The sequence below is a fragment of the Tenacibaculum dicentrarchi genome (genome assembly GCF_964036635.1).
Lineage (GTDB): Bacteria > Bacteroidota > Bacteroidia > Flavobacteriales > Flavobacteriaceae > Polaribacter > Polaribacter dicentrarchi.
This window is the reverse complement of the sequence record NZ_OZ038524.1, coordinates 1,469,338-1,491,855: the sequence shown is the minus strand read 5'-3', so window position 1 is coordinate 1,491,855 and position 22,518 is coordinate 1,469,338. Positions and strand designations below refer to the sequence as shown.

Here is a 22,518-nt window from a genome sequence, read left to right as displayed (position 1 = left end):
ATGAAAAAAATACTTTTACTAGCTAGTTTATTCTTTACACTAATTTCATTCTCGCAAAAAATAGATGCTTCATTAGAGCGTTTAAGAGAAGGTGAGAGTGTAATGATGGAAAGAACAATGCCTTTATCATTAGGGCAACGTGCCGCAGCAGGTTTTACGCAAAGTGATATTGATAAAAGCTCAGCAGGTATGGATTTAACTTTGCGAGGTAATATGACTTTTATAGGGAATAATAACCTTAGTGTTGATGTTAAAAAAACTAGAGATTTTAGAGAGTTAAATAAAGCATTTGATTTATATCGCTATCCTTATATTTTGAATAATGGTAGTGTTTATACAGGAAATGAGATGCCAAATGACTCATATGATTTAGATTTGTATATATATCAAAATGGTAATATAAGACAAGATTTAGGTAATGGTTCTGCTTACATGGATTATGTTGATGTTGATGGTTCTGTTGATGAGAATGGAGATGGAAAAGATGATACTTTTTCATCAAGCACATCTACTTTAAGTTTACCTAATTGTTCACGTGTAGCTTATGCAGGGTTGTATTGGGCAGGTGTATATCCAAGAGAACATTGGCTTACAACAACGAATCCCTTAAGGTCGGATGATTATGATAAGATAAAATTCAAATATCCTTCATCAACTACGTATAAAAATATAACAGCTGATGAAACTATTTACAATAACAATGAGCCTTATATCTGTTTTAAAGATATAACGACTGAAGTACAAGCAGAAGTAAACCCTAACGGAGTCTATACAGCAGCAAATATTAGAGCTACTAGAGGAGTCGATCATTATAGAGGTTTAGGAGGTGCTTCTGGTTGGGTAATGATTGTAGTTTATGAAAATGATAATGAGTCAAGTAAGAAGTTTTCAGTTTTTGATGGATTTGCAGATATACATGGAGAAACAAAAGATGCTAGTGGTAATGTAATAACTCCAGCAAATGAAGCGGAAATAACTTTTTTGAATTTTAAAACCATACCAAAAGGACCTGTTAATGTAGAGTTAATAATGGCTGCCTTAGAAGGGGATAAAGCAATTCCAGGGGATAATTATCAAATTAAAAATGCAGCAAACAATTATGTAAATGTATTTAACACTATTAGTCCTCAAGATAATTTTTTTAATGGGTCTATTAGTGTTTTTGATACTTATTTAGCTGGCAGAAACCCAGCGAGTACCAATACCCTTGGTTTTGATATAGATCATATTAAAATAAATAACCCAAATAATAGTATTATAGGTAATAATGAAACATCTTTAGATGTTAAGTTTACTACAGGAGGAGATGTTTATTGGCCATTTTTAAATGCGATGTCTGTTGAGGTTGTAGAGCCTGAAATTAAATTAGTGAAAACAGCCGTAGATGCTACAAATACACCTATTACATCAGAAGTAGCCTTAGGAGGTGAGGTGTATTATAATATTACCTTTCAAAATATTGGTACTGATAATGCCAAAAACACGGTAATTGTTGACGAATTAAAAACAACTGTAGATTTTGAAGATGTTTTAGGCAATATTGAAGTTTCTGATTCTCGTATAAGTTATACCTACGAAGCATCAACAGTTTTAAACGGTGGCGGTGGAAAATTAACCTTTACCGTACCCGATGATTTAGTTAAAATAAATGGTGCAGAATATACTATCAAAATAAAAGTAAATGCAACTTCTGATTGTAGTAAATTAAGAGATGCTTGTTCGAATAAAGTAAAAAATCAGGCATTTGCTACTTATGAAAGAGATGAATCAAAATTAGATGCTTCAAACCCAGGTTATGTTCCGGGGTATAATACCTTAACAACAGCAAGTTATGCCGGTTTAGAACCTACGTGTAATTTAGGAGTTCAAGGAACAACAAATTTTGTAATAGATACAAGTAACTGTAAAGGTTCTATACAATTACTTTGTGGTGGCGATGTTGAACTAAGTGCAGGAGCAGGTTTTGACTCGTATGAGTGGATAAATATTGCAAAACCAGCAATAGTATTAGCTACAACTCAAAATTATAAAGCAACAAAAGCAGGAACTTATCAGGTAACTTCAATAGCACCAAACGGCTGTACAGATAAAACAGAAATTATAAATATAGTTGGTTCTAATTTAGCGACAAATCCTTTAAAACCTTTTGTAAATCAGGTGTTACCTATTTGTAATGGTTTTGAATTATCTGAAATATATTTATGTGGAACAGCTGATTTTAGAGAAATAATTTTACCTTTTGGGGCAAGTTTAGCAACGGAAGTAAAATGGTCTAAATTAGATGAAACAAAACCATGTGATGCAACAAAACCAACAGAGTTACCATCAACAAGTAATTGTGCTAATATTGGAACAAATTGTTCTTGGGATGAAATAGGTACTAAAACAGGTAGAGAATTATCAAAGAAATTCGATAAAAAAGGACAATATAAATTAGAAGTTTTATACGATGGACAATGTCCTGCAACGTATTATTTTAATGTGTTTTCAGGAGCTTTAAATCCTAAGTTTGATAAAAAAAATATTGTTTGTGGAGCTAATGGAAGTGTTATCGTAAATGGTGTGCCAAGTGGTTACGAATATAAATTGACTGCACCTAGTGGAAATACAATACCTGTTAATGGTTTTCAAAATAGCAATGAATTTAAAAATTTATCTGAAGTTGGTAATTATGATATAACAATTAAATTAAAAGGATCAACACTTGCATCTTGTAGTTTTAATTATATAGTAAAAATAGATGAACAAGCACTAGATTTAACAGTTGCCCCTGAATTTACTACAAGCTGTGATGGAAAAGCAAGAATAATAGCACAAGTAAACGGTACTTTACCAGGCGATTATATTTATACATTATTAAATAATGTTGGTGGAGTTATTGAAACTAAGGCAGCAACTCCTGACAGAAGTGTAATTTTTGAGGTAACAAATGCAGGATTGTATAGTGTAAAGGTAGCAACTACTACGACTACTTGTACAGAGACAAAAACAACCAGAGTTATTAAACCAACTCCGCTTACATTAACCGCAGTAGCAACTAAAAATATTACCTGTACTGCAGGTTCATCTGATGGAATAATAACTTTAGCAGGAGCTAATGGCGTACCAAATACTACAGGCGACAAATACTCATACGCATTATTATCAATAAATGGAGTCGCTGTTAGCCCAAAAACCTATTTTACAGATACAACATATAATGTGGTAAATGGTAAAGAGGGTGATTATATTTTTGAGGTTACCGATAGTAAAAACTGTACAGCAACGGCAACCGCTACAATTAGCGTAGAAGCGCCTTTGCAATTTTCACATACAGAAACCCAAGTAAATTGTAATAAGAAAGGAACTATAACAGTTGATGTTACTAATAATACAACAGGTTATAAATTAGAATATAGTATTGATAATGCTAATTGGCAGCTATTAAATACTTTTGATACCTTAGATGCTACAACAGCATCAACATTATATACCGTTTATATTAGAGCAACCAAAGGAACATATCAATGTAATTACCAAATACAAAATATTGCTATTACAGAAACTGGAGGTTTATCGGCAGGTGGTGCAGTTGCTACAGGTTTAGAATGTAGTACTGCAAATACTCAAAATAATCCAATAGGAACAATTACGTTTACTGCGCCAACAGGAGGAAAAGCACCTTTTACGTATTTTTATAAACTTGCTTCCGATACTAGTTTTACAACAGTAACCACTGGAAATACAGCCTCAGTTCCTGTTGCAGGAACATACAATACAAAGGTAGAAGATAAAAATGGTTGTTCTTTAGCTTTAGATACCGTTACTATTGATGTTTTACCAACAGAGCCAACTATAAAACATGAAATATTAATTTGTGGTAATACAGCAACAGTTATCATAACACCAAAGGATGCTTCTTATACCTATAGTATAGATGGTATAAATTTTCAAGCTAGTAATGTATTTAAAAATGTAGCTCAAGATTGGTATAAATTTAGCATAAAATATGGTAAATCTTGTACTGTAAAAACCCCGTATGTATCTCTTTATGGGCAACCATTTTCAGGGCGTTTTATCAGTAAAACAGACAGTGATTGTTCTGGTTCTGATAATGGAACAGTAACTATTGATGCAAATAATTTTCAAGGAGGAAGCTATGAGTATTCTACTGATGGTGGAACTACTTGGGAAGAAACAGGAGATAATCCATATCGAATTGTAGGGCTAGCAAAAGGAGATTACGATTTAAAAATTAGAGAAACAATAGGAACAGCACCTAATCAACTTACTTGTGAAATTGATTTAGGTAAACATACCATAGGCGAGCCGACTAAACTAGAATTAATAAATACAGGTATTACAACGCCTGCAACTTGTGTAACAGGGGCAACAATTACTGTAGAAGCAACAGGAGGAACACCTCCTTATAAATTTAGTATTGATAAAGGTGTTACTTGGCAAAATGCAAATGCAAGCAACCAATATATATATACTGATGTAGCAGTAAGCGCTACAAAATACCAGGTAATGTTATTGGATAGTAAAAAATGTGATGAATGTGGTTGTACCGATAATCCTTTTGAAAATGGAAGTTTTGAAGACCGTTATTTTACAGGCTATTATCCTTATATAGCAGATGAATCTAATTTTACAGGATGGGAAACTACCGCAGCCGATAATGAAATGGAACTTTGGTACAAAAATAATTTTGAAAATGTTCCTTCTTATCAGGGTGATAATTTTGTTGAATTAAACGCTAATTCACCAGGTTCTTTATATCAAGAGTTTTGTACAAAACCAGGTGATGTAATTAATTGGTCTGTAGCTCATAGAGGTAGGTTAGGGCGTGATGTAGCTACTGTAAAAATAGGGAAGAGCCTTGCGACTGCAGTGATTAAAGAAACAATGTCTGACGGTAAAACTTGGAAAGAATATTCAGGAACTTATATTGTGCCAGCGGGTCAAACAACAACGGTAATTTCTTTTGATGCTGTAAGTACAGCAACAGGTCATAAAAGTACTGGTAACTTTATTGATGCCGTAAAAATAGAAATTGTAAGAGCTACTTGTGTTCTTAAAGATATTGAGGTAACAGCTGCAGTAGCAGCAACACATACGGCAACAGTTATAGATAGCTGTACCGACCCTAAAATTGAAATTACAACAACAGGAACAGCGCCATATCAATTTACTATTGATAATGGAACTACTTGGCAAACGTCAAATAATGCAACGTTTGTATTTGATACTACCAACGGATTAGCATTGCCAACTACTACGGCTAAAGATTATCAGGTAAAAACAAAAAATGGAGGCGGTTGTGAATCGCCAGTAAGTACGCTTACTGTTTATCCGAAGTTAACAGCTACAGTAACACCAACACCTGAAACGTGTAAAAAAGGATTTTTTACAATTACAGATGTAAAAGGAGGTAGCAATACAAATTATGTATATGCTGTTGTTCTAAAAGACGCAACACCAACAAATACCGATTTTAAACCAATAACGAATCCATCGACTAAAAGTGGTGATTTATCGGCAGGAAACTATGATATTTATATAAGAGATAATGGAGGGAATGTTGGTTTTTGTGAGTATAGAGAAACCAAAAGATTTTATAAAAGCATTCGTCTTCTTGTTGGTACAAAAAGACCACCAAGACAACCAAACTGTTTTGGTGAAAAAGGAACTATTTATTTTTCAGTAGGAGGTAACGGTCTAGCGCCATTTACTTATACTTTAAATGGATTAAATCCTAAAGTAATCGATGATTATGTTTCCTATGCAATAGATAATTTAGACCCAGGGAAGTATGTAATTGAGGTTACTGATGCTAGTGGTTGTACTGCTAAATTTACTCAAGAAATTTTTAAAGCTCCTGAGAAACTAGAAAAAGATGCAGATGCAACACCTATACATTTTACATGTAAAGCAGTAACAGCAAAAGGTGGAATTAATTTTATGAACCCTACGGGAGGAACAAAACCTTATACTTTTTATTATAAAGTAAAAGATCCTTCTGTTGTAAATTATAGTGTAGTTACAGGAAATATAGCAACAGGTTTACTTGAAGGAACTTATGTAACGAAAGTAGTAGATGCAAATAAATGTGAAATAAATTTAAATGATGTTACAATAAAACCTTTACCAACAGCACCAACATTAATAGAATCGGTAGCTTATAATTGTGATGGAAAAGGAACGATTACAGTAAGGCCTTTTGATGTTAGTTATACATATAGCCTAGACGGAGCAACACCACAAACAGGAGCTAATCCAAATGTATTTACTAATTTACAAGTAGGAGATCATACGGTTTCTGTAAATTATGGAAGCGATTGTACTACGGATGTTATTGTTGAGGTGAAAGATAATCAGAAATTTACGGCGGTGGCTAGTTTTGTTGAAAACCCAAAATGTAAAGACGGAACAGACGGAAAAATTAAAGTTGTCGCTTCTTTTGGCTCGGTGGCTGTAAATTCTTTTGAATATTCTACAGATGGAACAACTTGGATTCCTGTAGCTTCAAATGAAGTTATAATTGATACATTTGGTGCAGGAAATCATATAATAGAAGTTCGTCAAAATTTAGGAGGTTGTGAAGTTGATTCAAATGCAATAAAATTAACAGCGCCAGCATCAGAAGTAATTGTAGATTTATCAACAAAAACATTAACTAAAGAAATTACGTGTAATCCAAATACAGGAGCAACTATAACGCCAACAGCAAGTGGAGGAAATGGAGCGCCTTATACTTTTGAATTATTTGATAATGCAGGAACATCTAAAGGTGATACATTTACAAATTTATCAGTAGGAAAATACACCATAATTGCAACAGATAAATTAGGATGTAAATCAGATTCTTTTAAAATAGAAATTAAAGCACCAAAAACAGTAACTTTTACCGCAACACCATCTGTTTGTCATACAGGAAGTGATGCCTCAATTGAACTTACAGATATTAAAGGAAACGATGCTAATTTTACTTTTAGTGTAGCTAAAGGAACATCAATAATAAAAACAGGAAGTGTAACAGGAACTGTACATACAATTTCTGGTTTATCCGCAGGAACTTATAAAGTAACTGTTACTGATGGTTTTGGTTGTTCAAAAACAGAAGATGTTATAATTAATGAGAACTTAACAATTTTAGCAACAACAACACAGCAAACTTGTAATCCTGGAGATTTAACAATTACAGCATCAGGAGGAAAAGATACAAATTACGTTTATGCGGTTGTAACTAGTGGAACAGGAGTTCCAGCAGATGCAGCTTTTAAATCACCAGCACCTACAACAATTACCGCAGGAACTTGGGATATTTATGTAAGAGATAATGGAGGAACAGGAACTTTAGGTACGGATTATTGTCAAGCAATATTTACAACCAATAAAGTAACTAAAATACCAAATCTAACAATAGATACTGTAACGGCTATACAACCAAAATGTAGCAAGGACAAAGGAATAATAAATGTAACAGTTTCAGGAGGAAAAGCAGCTTATACCGTAACTTTAACAGGTTCAGCAGCAACAACACCAGCACAAACAAAAACAGGAAGTGTATTAAGTTATAAGTTTGAAAATTTAGTTGCGGATACTTATACTATTAAAGTTGTAGATGCAAATACTTGTACATCAGAAAAAAAGGAAAAAATTATTGTGCCATCAGCATTAAAAGATGGAAAAGCTGAAGGAACAGATATTTCTTGTCCAAAATCTTCGTCTCAGAATGTAAAAGGAGTAATTACATTTACAAATCCTACTGGTGGAACACCAGACCCAGTAACAGGAAATTATACTTTTTATTATAAACTTAAAACTGATACAAATTATACCATAGTTATAGGTAATTCGGTTTCAGGGTTATCAGAAGGAACTTATAAAACAAAAGTTTTAGATATAAATGGTTGTGAGAAAGAATTAGAAGATATTACTATAGCCTATCCAACACAACCAGATTTTAAATATGAATATATAGCGAATTGTGATGGAACATTTAATGTAACAATATTACCTAAAGATTCTTCATATACTTATATTTTAGAAAATGTTAGCGGTTCTACTTATAAAATAGAACAACTAGGGAATAATGTATTTACTAATGTAAGTATGAATTATCCTAATATATTATATTATGAAGTTAAATATGGAAATGATTGTGTTTTTGGTGAATATAGAAGAGTGTTAAAGAACAGTATTTTTAATGCTGAAGTATCAACATTTGAAAACCCGAAATGTAATAACGAAAATACAGGAAGTATAACTGTAAAAACGTATTATACAACGAATCAAGGAACACCAAATACAATTAATAAATTTCAATATTCTATAGATGGAACAACTTGGAAAGATGCAAATACAAATCCGTTTAAAATTGATGGATTTAGTGCAGGAACTCATACTATAAAAGTTCGACCAAGTGCAACATCGCCATCAACTTGTGATGTTAGTTTAACAGCTTCGGAATTAATAAATCCAAGTAAAGTAGAAGTTACAAAAGCACCACATACACAAATTACTTGTACTTCAACAACAAGTACGATAACACCAACAGCAAGTGGTGGAAATGGTGGAGCTTATACTTATACTGTTGAATCTTTGGATAATTCAGGAAATTCATTAAGTCCTAAAGTTATAAGCTCAACTCTTACAGGTTTATCCGCAGGAAAATATAATGTTGTAGCAAAAGATAAATTAGGATGTGAATCGATAGCTTTTCCTATAACTATTGCTGATAAAAAAGATGTTGAATTTACAGCAACACCATCAGCTTGTCATACAGGAAATGATGCGTCAATTACACTAGATGTTACCAAAGGAAACGGAACTTATAATTTTGCTTTAACAGGAACAAGAAATATAACAGGAAATATAACAGGAAAATCACATACAATTCCTAATTTATCCGCAGGAACTTACACCGTAACTGTAACAGATGGTTTTGGTTGTGAATTGGAAGTAAAAGATATTATAATTAATGCAAAAATTACAGCAACACTAAGAAAAACACAAGCAAACTGTAATGATGGAAGCTTGATAATAGAAAACGTAGCAGGAGCAAGCGGAACAGATTATGTGTATGCCGTTGTATCTGAAGGAAGTCCTGTACCTACTACTTTTATAGCAATAACAAATCCACTAACAACAGTTAGTTTATCCGAAGGAAAATATGATATTTATGTAAGAGATAATAACGGAAATGCAGGTTATTGTGAATTTAAAAGACAAAGAACAATAACTAAAATTGCAGATTTAACAGCAACAGCAAAAACGCCAATACAACCAAATTGTTTTGGTGAAACTGGTAGTCTTGTTTTTGAAATATCAGGAGGAAAAGCAAATTACACTTATGTTTTAAATGATGGAACAAAAGATATAACTCCAGCAGCAACATCGATTACTGTAGTAGGAAACACACATACAATTGCTGATTTAGTTGATGGAACTTATAAAATTACTGTTACAGATGCAAATAATTGTACTTCTGAAATTACAAATCAAACAATTGAAGCTCCAGATAAATTAGAAAAAGATGGAGATTCAACACCGATACATTTTACTTGTAAAACAGTAAAAGGAGGAATTGATTTTGTAAACCCTAAAGGAGGAACAGGCGTTTATACTTTTTCTTATAAATTAGATGGAACACCTGTTACAGCTTTTACACCAGTTGTAGGAAATCAGCAGTTAGATTTAGATGCAGGAACTTATAATATTAAAGTAAAAGATGCTAATAATTGTGAAATATCTTTAAACGATGTTACAATTAATCCATTACCAACAGCACCAACATTAACAAAATCGGTAGCTTATAATTGTGAAGGGAAAGGAACGATTACAGTAACAGCAACTCCATCGGCAGTATTGCCAATAATATATACATATAGCCTAGACGGAGCAACGCCACAAACAGGAGCTAATCCAAATGTTTTTGCTGATTTAGATGCAGGTTCTTATACGGTATCTGTAGGGTATGGAAGTGATTGTTTTACAGATATTGATGTAATTGTAGCAAATGATAAAAAATTCGATGCAAAAGTAACCAATACGGTAAACCCGACATGTTTTGGAGCATCTGATGGTAGTATTACTATTGAAGCTGTAAATGCAACATTGCCGTATGAATATTCTACGGATAATGGAGGAACTTGGAAAAGTGCAGCTACAAATATTGTTACTGAATCAGCTTTAGCAGACGGAACGTATGATGTTAAAGTAAGACAAAATAATACAGCACCACTTTGTGAAGTTATTGTATCAACAGAAAAATTAGATAATCCTGATAAAGTAAAAGTTACCGCAACAGTAGAACAAGAAATTACGTGTAGTGCAACAGGAACAGAAGTTGGAGCAACTATAAAAGCCATAGGAACAAAAGGAACTTCTCCTTATACTTATGAATTATTTGATAATACAAATACTTCTTTAGGAAATACATTAACAGGAATTACAGTAGGAACTTATACAGTTGTTGCTACGGATAAAAACGGAACAGGTTGTAAGTCAGATCCTGTTACGGTTGTTGTTAATCAGAAGGAAGACATCGAATTTAAATTAACGCCAGAATATTGTTATGACGGAACTAACGGAACTATCGTTGTTGAAATAACAGCTGGAAATGGTAATTATCAAATTAAAACAAATACGGGTACTTGGCAAAATTTAACGCCAACATCAACTACGGCAACAACTGAAACATACACACTTACAGGTTTATCGCCAAAAGAACATACAATTACAGTAAGAGATAAATCGAATTGTGAAGTAAGTGATAAAGTAACTATTTACCCTGAATTATCGGCTACGCATACAGCTACAAATATTAGTTGTAAAGATGGTAAAATTGTAATTATACCAAACGGCGGTGATGCGGATTATAAATATACAATAACACCATCGGCAGGTACTTCAATTTTAGGAGATGAAATAACAATAACACAGCCAGAAACTTATACGGTTACCGTTCAAGATAAAAATGGCGGTGCAAATGCGTGTCCAGTTGTTTTATCAAACATTAAAATAGATAAAATAACGCCTGTTAAAATTACAACAACAGAAAATCAACCACAATGTAATGGAAATAAAGGAAGTATTGATGGTAAAATTACTGCAAACACTGGGCAAGCTCCTTTTACAATTACATTAAAAGATAATTTAAATACTGTAATAGAAACTTTAACCAATCACACGTTACCAGAATTTAGCTTTAATAATATTCCTGCGGGAACAGGTTACAAAGTAGAAATTACAGATAATCTTACTTGTACAGATATTAAAACATTTGATTTAATAGAATTACCATCAATAGTTCTTAATATTGAACCTGTCTTACCAGATAATTGTACTACAGATATAGCAAATACAGGTTTTGACTTTAATTTTGGAAGTTTAACTTTAGCTGATTACGCTCCTTATACTTTACAATACACTTTAGATGGAGATAACGGTACAGGTTGGACAAATATGAATACGCTTACGTCTTCATTAAGTGTAGCGCCACATCCAACACCTGGAGATAATTTATATAGTATAAGAAATTTAGCCCCAGGTTCACAACATACACCAGCAATTAGAATTTTAAATGCAGATGGTACTGTACGAGGTTGTCAATTAAACAACGGTCTTTTTGTGATGCCCTATAGTGTAAATGGTGTAAAAATAGCCATTACAGTAATTGCAGGTGATTGTACAACAGGATATACAGTTACTGTTGAGGCAATTCAAGGAGTTGGTCCTTTTGAGTTCTCTTTAACGCCAGACCCTATTAATCCATCAACAGTTCCAGGTTTTTTAACTTGGTATGATGCTGAAGACCCTACTTTATCAGCAACTAATACAAATGACCCTGGTTCTAATTATAGAAGAAAAATATTTACAAATATAATTCCTGAAGTCGAGTATGATTTTTATGTAAGAGATAAAAGTACTAGTTGTATTGCTGAAGCAAAAGATCAGGCAATGACTCCTGCATCAGATTTTGATGTTGCTATAACACCAATAGTTACAAGTCAATCATGTTCTGGAATTAATAATGGTGAATTATCATTTAAAATAGAAGATACTGATGGCGTTTTAAATGGTAAAGAATTAAATTGGCAATTATATGATGGTCTTAATGATATTCCTTTAGCAGGAATAAATGGTACAATATCAAATACACAAGGATATCCTTTTACATTAAATTCAACAATAGTACCAGAGCCTTTATTACAAGGGTTGTCATCTGGTTTATATTTTATTGTTATTGAAGATGCAAATAATGGTACAGTTCCTAATGTTTGTAAATGGGGAAGTAAAGATGTCCAAATATTTAAAGGAACTCCTTTTGTTGGTAACTTAAATAAACTAAAAGATATTACCTGTGCTTCACCTGGTCAAATCAGAATTGATGGCGTAACAGGAGGTTTTGGAGATTATACTTATACGGTTACAGCAATTACAAATTCAACACAAGCAACACCAATAACAATTCCAACAGGAATAAATACTTTTGATGTACTGTATGCAGATGTAACAGATAAATCTTTAGATGTTGAGGTAACAATAACAGTTACTGATAAAAATCAATGTTCTTTTGAATTACCTAAAGCAACTTTAACAGTAAGCCAAAGCCCAACAATTAACCCTGTAACGGTAAATAGTTGTGGAGCTGTAAATACTATTGATATTAATACAACAGGAGGTTCTGGAGATTATCAATATTCATTAGATGGAACTAATTTTCAAGTACCAATAAGCACAGCGAATCATACAATGAATGTTTCTGATGGTTTAAATCAAATATTAACAGTAAAAGATGCAAACGGTTGTATTGCTACTGCTAATTTTAATGTTTATCCTGACATTACTTTTGATATTGATAACATAACAGTACCAGATTGTAATACTAGCAATAATTCAGCGGATAATGCAACAGCAACTATAACTGTAAATACAGGTTCAGGTTCAGGAAATTATCAATATAGTTTAGATGGTGTTTTACCAGCTGTAGATATTATAGGAACTACGGTTACTTTTCCTACAACTTTAACACCAGGGAGTCATACTATTAAAATTATTGACAAACTGAATCTTACTTGTACATTAGAGAAAACATTTACAGTATCAGAACCGATAAAACCTAGTTTTACGCATACGTTTACCGATAGTAAATGTGCTACGGATAATTCAGGAACAATAACATTAACAAGTACTGAAACTTTAACATATACTATAAATCCAGCAGTAGCAGGAAGTTTTGATAATATAACAAATACATTTACAGGTTTACCACCAAATACCTATGCTGTAACAGCAACAGGAACTAACGGTTGTACAACTGAAATTAAAGATATAATAATAACAGAATTTAAAGCAATAACAGTACCTACACCAACGGTAGCAAATGGAGGTATAACAGAGTTTGCGTGTACAACAGGAAACACAAGAAACAGTGCAATTGTAAAAGTTGATAAAACAGCCATAACAGAAGGAAGTGGAACTTATACAAAAGCAGAATTTGTATTTACGCCAAACGGTGGAGGAGCAGTAGTAACACCAACCGCTTCATCAAATTTTGAATTTACTACGGATAATGTTTTAGGTGGAACAGTTGATATTACTGTTTATGATGACCAAGGGTGTAAAGGAACAACATCAGCAACAATAGCTGCTTTTACACCGATTGCAGATTTATTAGCAATACCAAAAACAGCAATCACTTGTTCAACAAATGAAAGTATTGAAGTAACATTTACAGGAATTGCAACGGAAATTAAAGTCGTAGATGCTAATGGAATTAATTATGATTCAACGCCAGCAACAGCATCAGCATCAGGAACAGTATTTACAAATTTACCAGTAGGAAAATACACGATAACTATTAAAAATGATAAAGGTTGTGAATTAACAACTTATCATACAGTAAAAGAAATTCCTGCTTATACTATTCTTCTTTCAGATAAAATAGATACATCTTGTATAAATTCAAGTACAGGAAGTATTAAAATTGATGTTGATAATTATACAGGAAATTATGATTATACAATAACAGAAACTATATTAGGAACTGTAAAAACAGGAACAGGAATTACAGCAGGAACACCAAAAGAAATTCCAGGTTTAAAAGCAGGAGATTATACGGTTAATGTAACAATTGGAGCAGGTACAAATCCTCAAAATTGTACTGTTAACCCAATAGATTTTGAAATTAAAGATGCTCCAGCAGGTGCGTTAAGTGTAAAAGCAGAAGAAACATCAGCAGTACAATGTATAGATGATGCAAATGCAACAATTACTGTAACCGAAACAAAAGGTGGTTGGGGTGATTATGAATATCAATTGGAAAAAGAAAATGAAATAACTAAGATTTATAGTATTGTAAAAGATTTCACAACAAATACAACGAATAATGTATTTACAGGTTTATCTCATGGAACTTATAAAGTTAGCGTAAGAGATACTTTAGGTTGTATTGTTCCTTCTAATGATATAATAATTGCAAACCCAACGCAAGTAGAATTTACAGTAACTAAAGATGATACGGTTTGTGATGCTTCAGGTGGAGAAATTAAAGTAGAAGCATCAGGCGGAAAAGCGCCTTATACTTATACTTTAACAAATACAACTTCAGGAGTTGTAAAAACAGTAACTATAACCGATAAAGAATACACATTTACAGGTTTATCAAAAGCAAATTATACGGTAAGCGTAAAAGATGGGAATTTATGTGATGGAACTGTAAAAACAGTAGGAAATGATACCGTAGAAATCTTTGATGATATTGTATTTAATGAGCCAACACTTGTTACAGAATTAAAATGTAAAACGAATGGTATTGATAATACAGACGCATCTTACGAAATAAATGTAAGTGGCGGAAGTGGAAGTTTTACGTATTCAGTTATTGATAAAAATGACACAACAAACATCATTACAGTTATAACAGCAACAACTCCACCAACTTTTAAAACAAGTGTAGCAGGAGATTATACCATAACAATTAAAGATACAGGAGTAACAGGTACTTGTTCAGAAATAGTAAGAAACTTTACTATTGAAGAATCTGTTAAGCCATATTTTGAAGCAGAAGCAACAACAACGGGTATTTGTAACGGAAGTTCAACAGGTGTAATTACTATAATTTCAGAATTACAAAATGGAATTAATGATTTAGATTATACGATAAATGCAACTCCAGTAATAAACTTTGATAAAGCAACAAAAACTTTCAAAGGTTTAAAAGCAGGAAAATATATTGTTACAGGAACAGGAACTAACGGTTGTACATTTGTTCATGCTGAAATAGAAATAACAGAAACAGCTAAAGTTACAATTGGAGCAAATGCAATAAGTGATGTTGCGTATAGTTGTACAAATCCAACGGCAACGATAACTGTTGATAAAGATAGTATATCAGGCGGAAATCTAAATAAAAATTATAATGTAGCATTTGTGTTTACGCCAACAAGCGGAACAGGAAAAACTCAACCCGCTTCATCAAACTTTACGTTTACTACGGATAACACTTCAGGAGGAAAAGTTAAAATTATCGTTTCTGATGACCAAGGTTGTTCATCTGCGGAAGAAGAAGTAACAATTCCAGCTTTTGCACCGATTTTAGATTTATCAGCAACACCATCAACTAAAATAACTTGTTCAGCAAATGAAAGTATTAAAGTAAGTTTTACAGGAACGATAAAAGATATTACAGTTGTAGATGATAATGGAACAACTTATAATTCAACTCCAGTAAATTCATTAACATCACCAATAGAATTTACAGATTTACCAACAGGAAATTATACAATATCAGTAACCGATGCAGTAACAGGTTGTGATGCAACAACATTCCATACGGTAGAAGCTGCACCAGTTTATAATGCAGTAATTACAAACCCTGTAAATGTATCTTGTAAAGGAGGTAGAGGAACTGCAATTTTAAATATTCAAGAAACAGGATTAGCATTACCTTATACAGGTGCTTATGATTATGAAGTATTGGATGAATCAAAAAATTCATTTAATCCTCCAATAAAAGTAACAGGAGTTAATGGAGAGCAAACAATTTCAAATTTAAAAGCAGGGAATTACACCGTTAAAATTACGATGACGGATTCTCCAAATTGTTTGCCAATATATAAAGTCTTTGAAATTAAAGAACCAACAGATGATTTAAGTGTAACAGGAACACCAACAAAAGTAAGTTGTATTGGGCAAGAAGATGGAACAATTACTGCAACAGCAACAGGCGGTTGGAATAGTTCTTATGAATATCAATTGGAAGATAATTTGGGAACTGCTATTACAGTAAAAGATGCTTTAGGAGCTGATGTTATTTATGATTTTGCAAATAACGGAAGCAACAACATCTTTAAAAACTTACCTGCAGGAACTTATAAAGTTCAAGTAAAAGATGCTTTAGGTTGTGATGTTGAATCTGTTGATGAGGTAGAAGTAGAAAATCCAAAGAAAGTAGAATTTACAGTATCAAAAGATGATACTGCTTGTGATAATAAAATCGGTGGAGAAATTACAGTAACAGGTTCTGGCGGAACAGGAACTTATACCTATGTTTTAACAGATGATACAATTCCTGCAATAGTAAGAACACAAACAGGAGTTACAGCAGATTACACATTTACAAATTTACCAGCAGCAAATTATACGGTAACAGTAAAAGATACAAACCAGTGTAACGGAACTGTAAAAACATCAGGAAATGATACACTAGAAATTTTTGAAAATATTGATTTCCCAACACCAACCTCTACAGATTTATTAACATGTGTTAGTACAGATGAGGTAACGTTTAATATCGTTGCAAGCGGAGGAAGTGGAACTTTTACCTATGGAATTGTTAAAAATGAAGTATCTGGAGATATTGAAGAGCTAGCAACAACAACTTTTACGAGTCCAAAAATATTTAAAACAAACGAAGCAGGAACATATACTGTAACTATTACAGATACAGGAGCAATAGGTAATTGTTTAAATCCAATAACAAGAACGTTTACTGTTAATGAACCTGCACAGCCAGATTTTAATCTAAAAGCAACAACAAATAATATTTGTTTTGGTAGTTCTGATGGCGTAATTACGGTTAATGAAGTTTTTATAGCAGAAGTGAATCCTGTAACTTATACAATAAGTTTAAATGGCGGAACGTTAACTTCTGCTCAAGAAACTTTTAATACAGCAAAAAGAACTTTCACAGGTTTACCAAAAGGAACTTATACAATAACAGCAAAAGGAGATAACGAATGTCCGACATCTAAAGATGTAAAAATTGAGCAATTAGATAAAGTTACAATTGGAGTAAATGCAATACAGAACGTTACTTATAATTGTGATGTAGCAAACCCAAAGGCAACGATAACTGTTGATAAAAATCAAATTTCAGGCGGAAACGGAGATGTAAATAAAAATTACAATGTAGAATTTATATTTACGCCAACAGGCGGAACAGCAGAAGCACCAATTTTAGATTCTACATTTACTACAGATAATGTTTTAGGAGGAACAGTTAAAATTAAAGTTACAGATGACCAAGGTTGTGATTCAGATATAAAAACAGTTACTATCCCTGCTTTTGCACCGATACTACCAAGCGATATTCAAATATCACATACACCAACTTGTGAAGTTGATAAGCAAAGTGTTACTGTTAAATTAGATAATTTAGACGCTTCAATAGCTCCTGTTATTTTTATTGAAATAACAAAGCTTGATGGAAGTATTTTGTCTAAAAAATTACCAAGACCACAAGATGGTAGTGGAGTAGTTTTTGATAAATTACCTTTAGGAGATTATGAAGTTTCAATTACACATCCAATAACAAACTGTATAATAACGAAAACCTATACAATTAAAGAACCAGTTTATAATGTTCTTTATTCTGATGTTGAAAACACAACTTGTGTAGGTTCGGCAACAGGAAGCGTGGTTATAGATGTTCAAAAAGGAAACGCATTTACATCAGCATTTTATATAGGAAAGTATGATTATGAAGTTTTCAACTCGATTGGAAATTCATTAACACCTGTAAAATCAGGAAATGTACAACCAGCAACAGGAACAACAAACCCGCTTACAATTTCAGGTTTAAAAGCGGGAAGTTACGTTGTGAAAATTACAGATATTGATAATGCTACAGCGTGTAGTTTTACATCCGCAGTATTTAAAATTGAAGATGCTCCAGCAGGAGAATTAAAAGTAACAGCAGAAATTTCATCAGAAATAACTTGTAATAACGATAACAATGCAACAATTACTGCAACAGCAACAGGCGGTTGGGGAAGTAATTATGAATATCAATTAGAAATAAAAAATACGACAACAAATATTTATGAAGTTGTAAAAGATGCCTCATCAGTTGATATTAATTTTGCAAATAATAAAGGCAATAACATCTTTAAAAACTTACCTGAGGGAACTTATAAAGTTCAGGTAAAAGATGTTTTAGGATGTGACAACGTATATTCTAAAGAGCAAATTATAGTAAACCCAAAACCAGTTACTTTTAAAACAGAAATGATTGCAAATATTTGTTCAGATACAAAACCAGCAATTAAAGTAACCGCACAAGGAGGTTCAGGGGAATATATTTATACATTAAAAGATAGTGCAGGAATCGAAGAAAGTATTAAAACAACTTCTTTAACACATACTTTTGAAAATTTATCTGTAAATAATAACGAAGATTATACGGTAAGCGTAAATGATGTAAAAGGATGTGTCGGAACTCCTGAAATAGTAAATGCAGATGTCGTAACAGTTTATCCTGAACTTGAGTTTTATTTAACGCCGGGTAAATTAACCTGTCAACCTGATGGAACAACTACTGAAAATGCAGAGTATATCATAAATGTAACAGGCGGAAGTGGTGATTTCGATTATTCAGTTGTTGATAAAAATGATGCGACTAACATAGTTGCAGTTATAAAAACAACGCCCCCAACTTTTAGCATCGCAGATGCAGGAACGTATATTCTGAAAATTACAGACAATAAAGCAGAAAGTACCTGTAATTCAATTACAAAAGATTTTATAGTTTATGATAAATTAGTACCAGATTTTGAACCAAAAATACTTGTAAATAATATTTGTAACGGAAGTTCTGATGGTGTTATTTATATTCCAAACGGAGCTAATCCTTTAACATATACGATAACATCGGATCCTACTAATGCAATTGCATATAGTGGAACTTTCAATCCAACAACAAATAAATTTGAAGGATTATCGGCAGGAAATTATACTATTACAGGAAAAGGAACAAACGGCTGTATAAAAAATAAAGATGTAACGATTGTTGAAAAATCAGAAATTACTATTGATATCAATAAAATATCGGTAACGCAATTTGCTTGTACAACAGGAACTAACCAAACAAATATGGCAACGGTAACTGTTACAGATGCAATTAATGGCGGAACAGTTCCTGGAGGAGTTCAAAATATTAACAGAATCGTATTTGTGTATGATAACGGAACACCTTTAGATGCTACGGATGATATTGAACAAGATGAAAATGATTTGACCTTTAATATTGTTAATAATAATAACGATATTAAAGCAGGAACTGTTACAATTACGGTTTACGATGCACAAAATTGTTCATCAGCAACAACAACAGTTCCTATTGATGCTTTTCAAAAAATAGGAGATGCAGAAATTAAAATAATTCAAAAATTAGATTGTACCAATAAAGAAACAATTACTGTAAAAGCAAACCCTAATATCGCAAACTTAACTTATACGATAAAAGGAACGAACACAACTTATACTGATACAAAAACAACAGGTATTGCAACATTTACAGGTTTAGATCCTGATGTTTATACCATAACAATTACAAACCCAGCAACAGATTGTATATTCACAACAAGTCATACTGTAAAAGATAAACCAACATTTAATATCAAAATTGGCGATACTCGAAGAACTTGTTTTGATGCAGCAGCAGATGCAGCAACAGCAACAGTAACTTTAGATATTGAAACTATTATTGCAGATGCTGATTATACAGGCGCTTATACTTATGAAGTTGTAGATGTAAATGGAACAACAGGAAATGTTTATTCTACAGGAAACGGAACAGGCGGAGTTCAAAATATGATTTCAGGCTTAACTGCAGGAACTTATAAAGTAAAAGTAACGATGACCGATGCTCCTGGATGTGATGTTTTATCTAAAGATTTTACCATAAACGAACCACCAACGCAACCTGAATTAAACTTAGACAGTAGTATTGTAACGTTTATCAGTTGTAATTCTGGCAAAGGAGGTATTATTTTAAAAGCCGATGGCGGTTGGGGTAATTATGAATATCAATTAGAAGAAGCAACAGCAGGTATAGTAAAACCTTTTAGTAAAAATAATAAATTTGAGAAATTAGAAGAAGGAAACTATACTGCAACGGTAAGAGATATTAATAACTGTGAAGCAACTCGTAGTTTTGTATTAGTGAAAGGAGTACAATTAACTGTGAAAACTGAAGTTAAAAATAATGTTTGTGAAGGTGAAAAAAATGCGAGTATTGAAGTAAACGTAACTGGTGGCGGGCAAACGCAAGATACTTCAATAAGAATTTACAGTTATATTTTAAAATATCCGACTGAATTAGGTGGATTAGAATTAGAGCAAACCTCAAATATTTTTACAGGCTTACAAGCAGGAAATTATCAAATAAGAGTGATTGATAATAAATACGGTTGTGCTACAGGACCTTTAGAAAATGTTAAGGTTGAAATTAAAGATCCTAATAAAGTAACAATATCATCTGTAAATATTACAGAAGATATTACTTGTGATATTCCAACAGCAAGCGTTGAGGTTACAGCAGGTGGTGGAAAAGCACCTTACGAATTTAGTACCGATGGAATTAATTATACAGCATCAGCAAGTACTACTTATACTTTTACAGGGCTTAACCCAGGGGTAAATACATTTTATGTAAAAGATACTGAGCAGTGTGTAACAACAACAACCGCTACAATTGCTGAATATGTGCCTTTAAAAGCAACTTTAAATGTAGATTTAGGTTTTATTACTTGTAAAGATGATAGCAACGGAGTGTTATCGGCAACAGTAACAGGTGGTTTTGGAAATTATGAATATCAGTTATTAGCAGGAAATGGTGTAGCAATTACAGGAGTTTGGCAAACCTCAAATACTTTTTCAGGCTTAACACCAGCAACCTATAAAATTAAGGTAAGAAGTACCAATAGGTTTGGTGAAGTTTGTGAAATGGAAACCACAAATAAGCACAAAATAGAAGAACCAAAAATTTTAATTCCTGATGTAAAGGTTACACAGCATGTAACCTGTAATGGTGGAAGTACAGGTATTATTACAGCATCGGCAACAGGTGGAACTAAACACTATGAATATAATATTGTTTCAGATCCCGCAAGTTTTGAATATCCTGCAAATAAATTTGTTCAAGATGGCGTATTTACAAACTTAAAAGCAGGTACATATTATGTAACTGTAAAAGATGTTAGAGGTTGTACACAAGCAGCTATAGAGGTAACTGTTAAACAACCAAATAATATAGATATAACCGCAGTAGCGATAACTCAACAAGTTTGTATTAATGATGCAACACCAACAATAACAGTTAATGTTACAGGAGGAACACAGCCATATTACATCAGTATAAACAATGATGAATTGCTAGTTCCATATTTTCTAAATCAAATTACCTTAGGAGCAAATGAAGGAATTAAAGCAGGAAAAAAGTATTCGATTAGCGTTCGAGGAAAAGATAAAGGTTGTTCAGTAGCAAGGTTAGGTACACAAACAACAACAGAAGCTATTGATTTACAAGTAACCGTCGATTTTGAATATGTTTGTGAATCAGGAAACATTGTTAAAGCAATGGTTGCTGATAAATATAAAGACGATGTAATTTTTACTTTAGATAACGGTATAAATGCTCCTTTAACCAATACAACAGGTGAGTTTATAGATGTAACATCAGGCGATAGTTATAAAGTAACGGCAACGCATACTGCTTCTACTTGTACAGAAACTTCTACGGATGAATTTGATATTCAAGACATTCAAGCATTAGCAATGACTATTGACGATTCTAAGAAAAATAAATTAATAGCCAATGTTAATTTTGGTTTACCGCCATATAACTTTACTCTTGACGGAGTAGATTATGGACAAGACAATGAGTTTACCATTTTACAAACCAAAGAATATGAAATTAAAGTAACCGATGCTAGAGGTTGTGAGGTAATGCTACTTGTAACAGGAAAATATGTAAGTATAAGCGTATTGAATTTATTTACCCCTGATGGTGACGGAATTAACGATTTCTGGTATCCTTTAGAAGTAGAAAATTATCACAATATAAAAGTGTATATCTATGACAGATATGCTCGTAAAATTCAAAACTACCAAGGATTAACTCAAGGATGGGACGGAACTTACCAAGGGAAACCATTACCAGCAGGAGATTATTGGTACACCATTTATTACAATGAATTATCAGGTGAAGAGAAAAAATTAATGGGGCACTTTACTTTATACAGATAA

At 32.6% G+C, this 22,518-nt stretch carries 1 protein-coding gene; it reads left to right on the top strand.

Annotated elements, in window-relative coordinates; all coding sequences use genetic code 11:
- Entirely contained in the window at positions 1 to 22,518 is a 22,518-nt protein-coding gene (locus tag ABNT14_RS06465) for a T9SS type B sorting domain-containing protein (RefSeq protein ID WP_145993548.1), read from the top strand.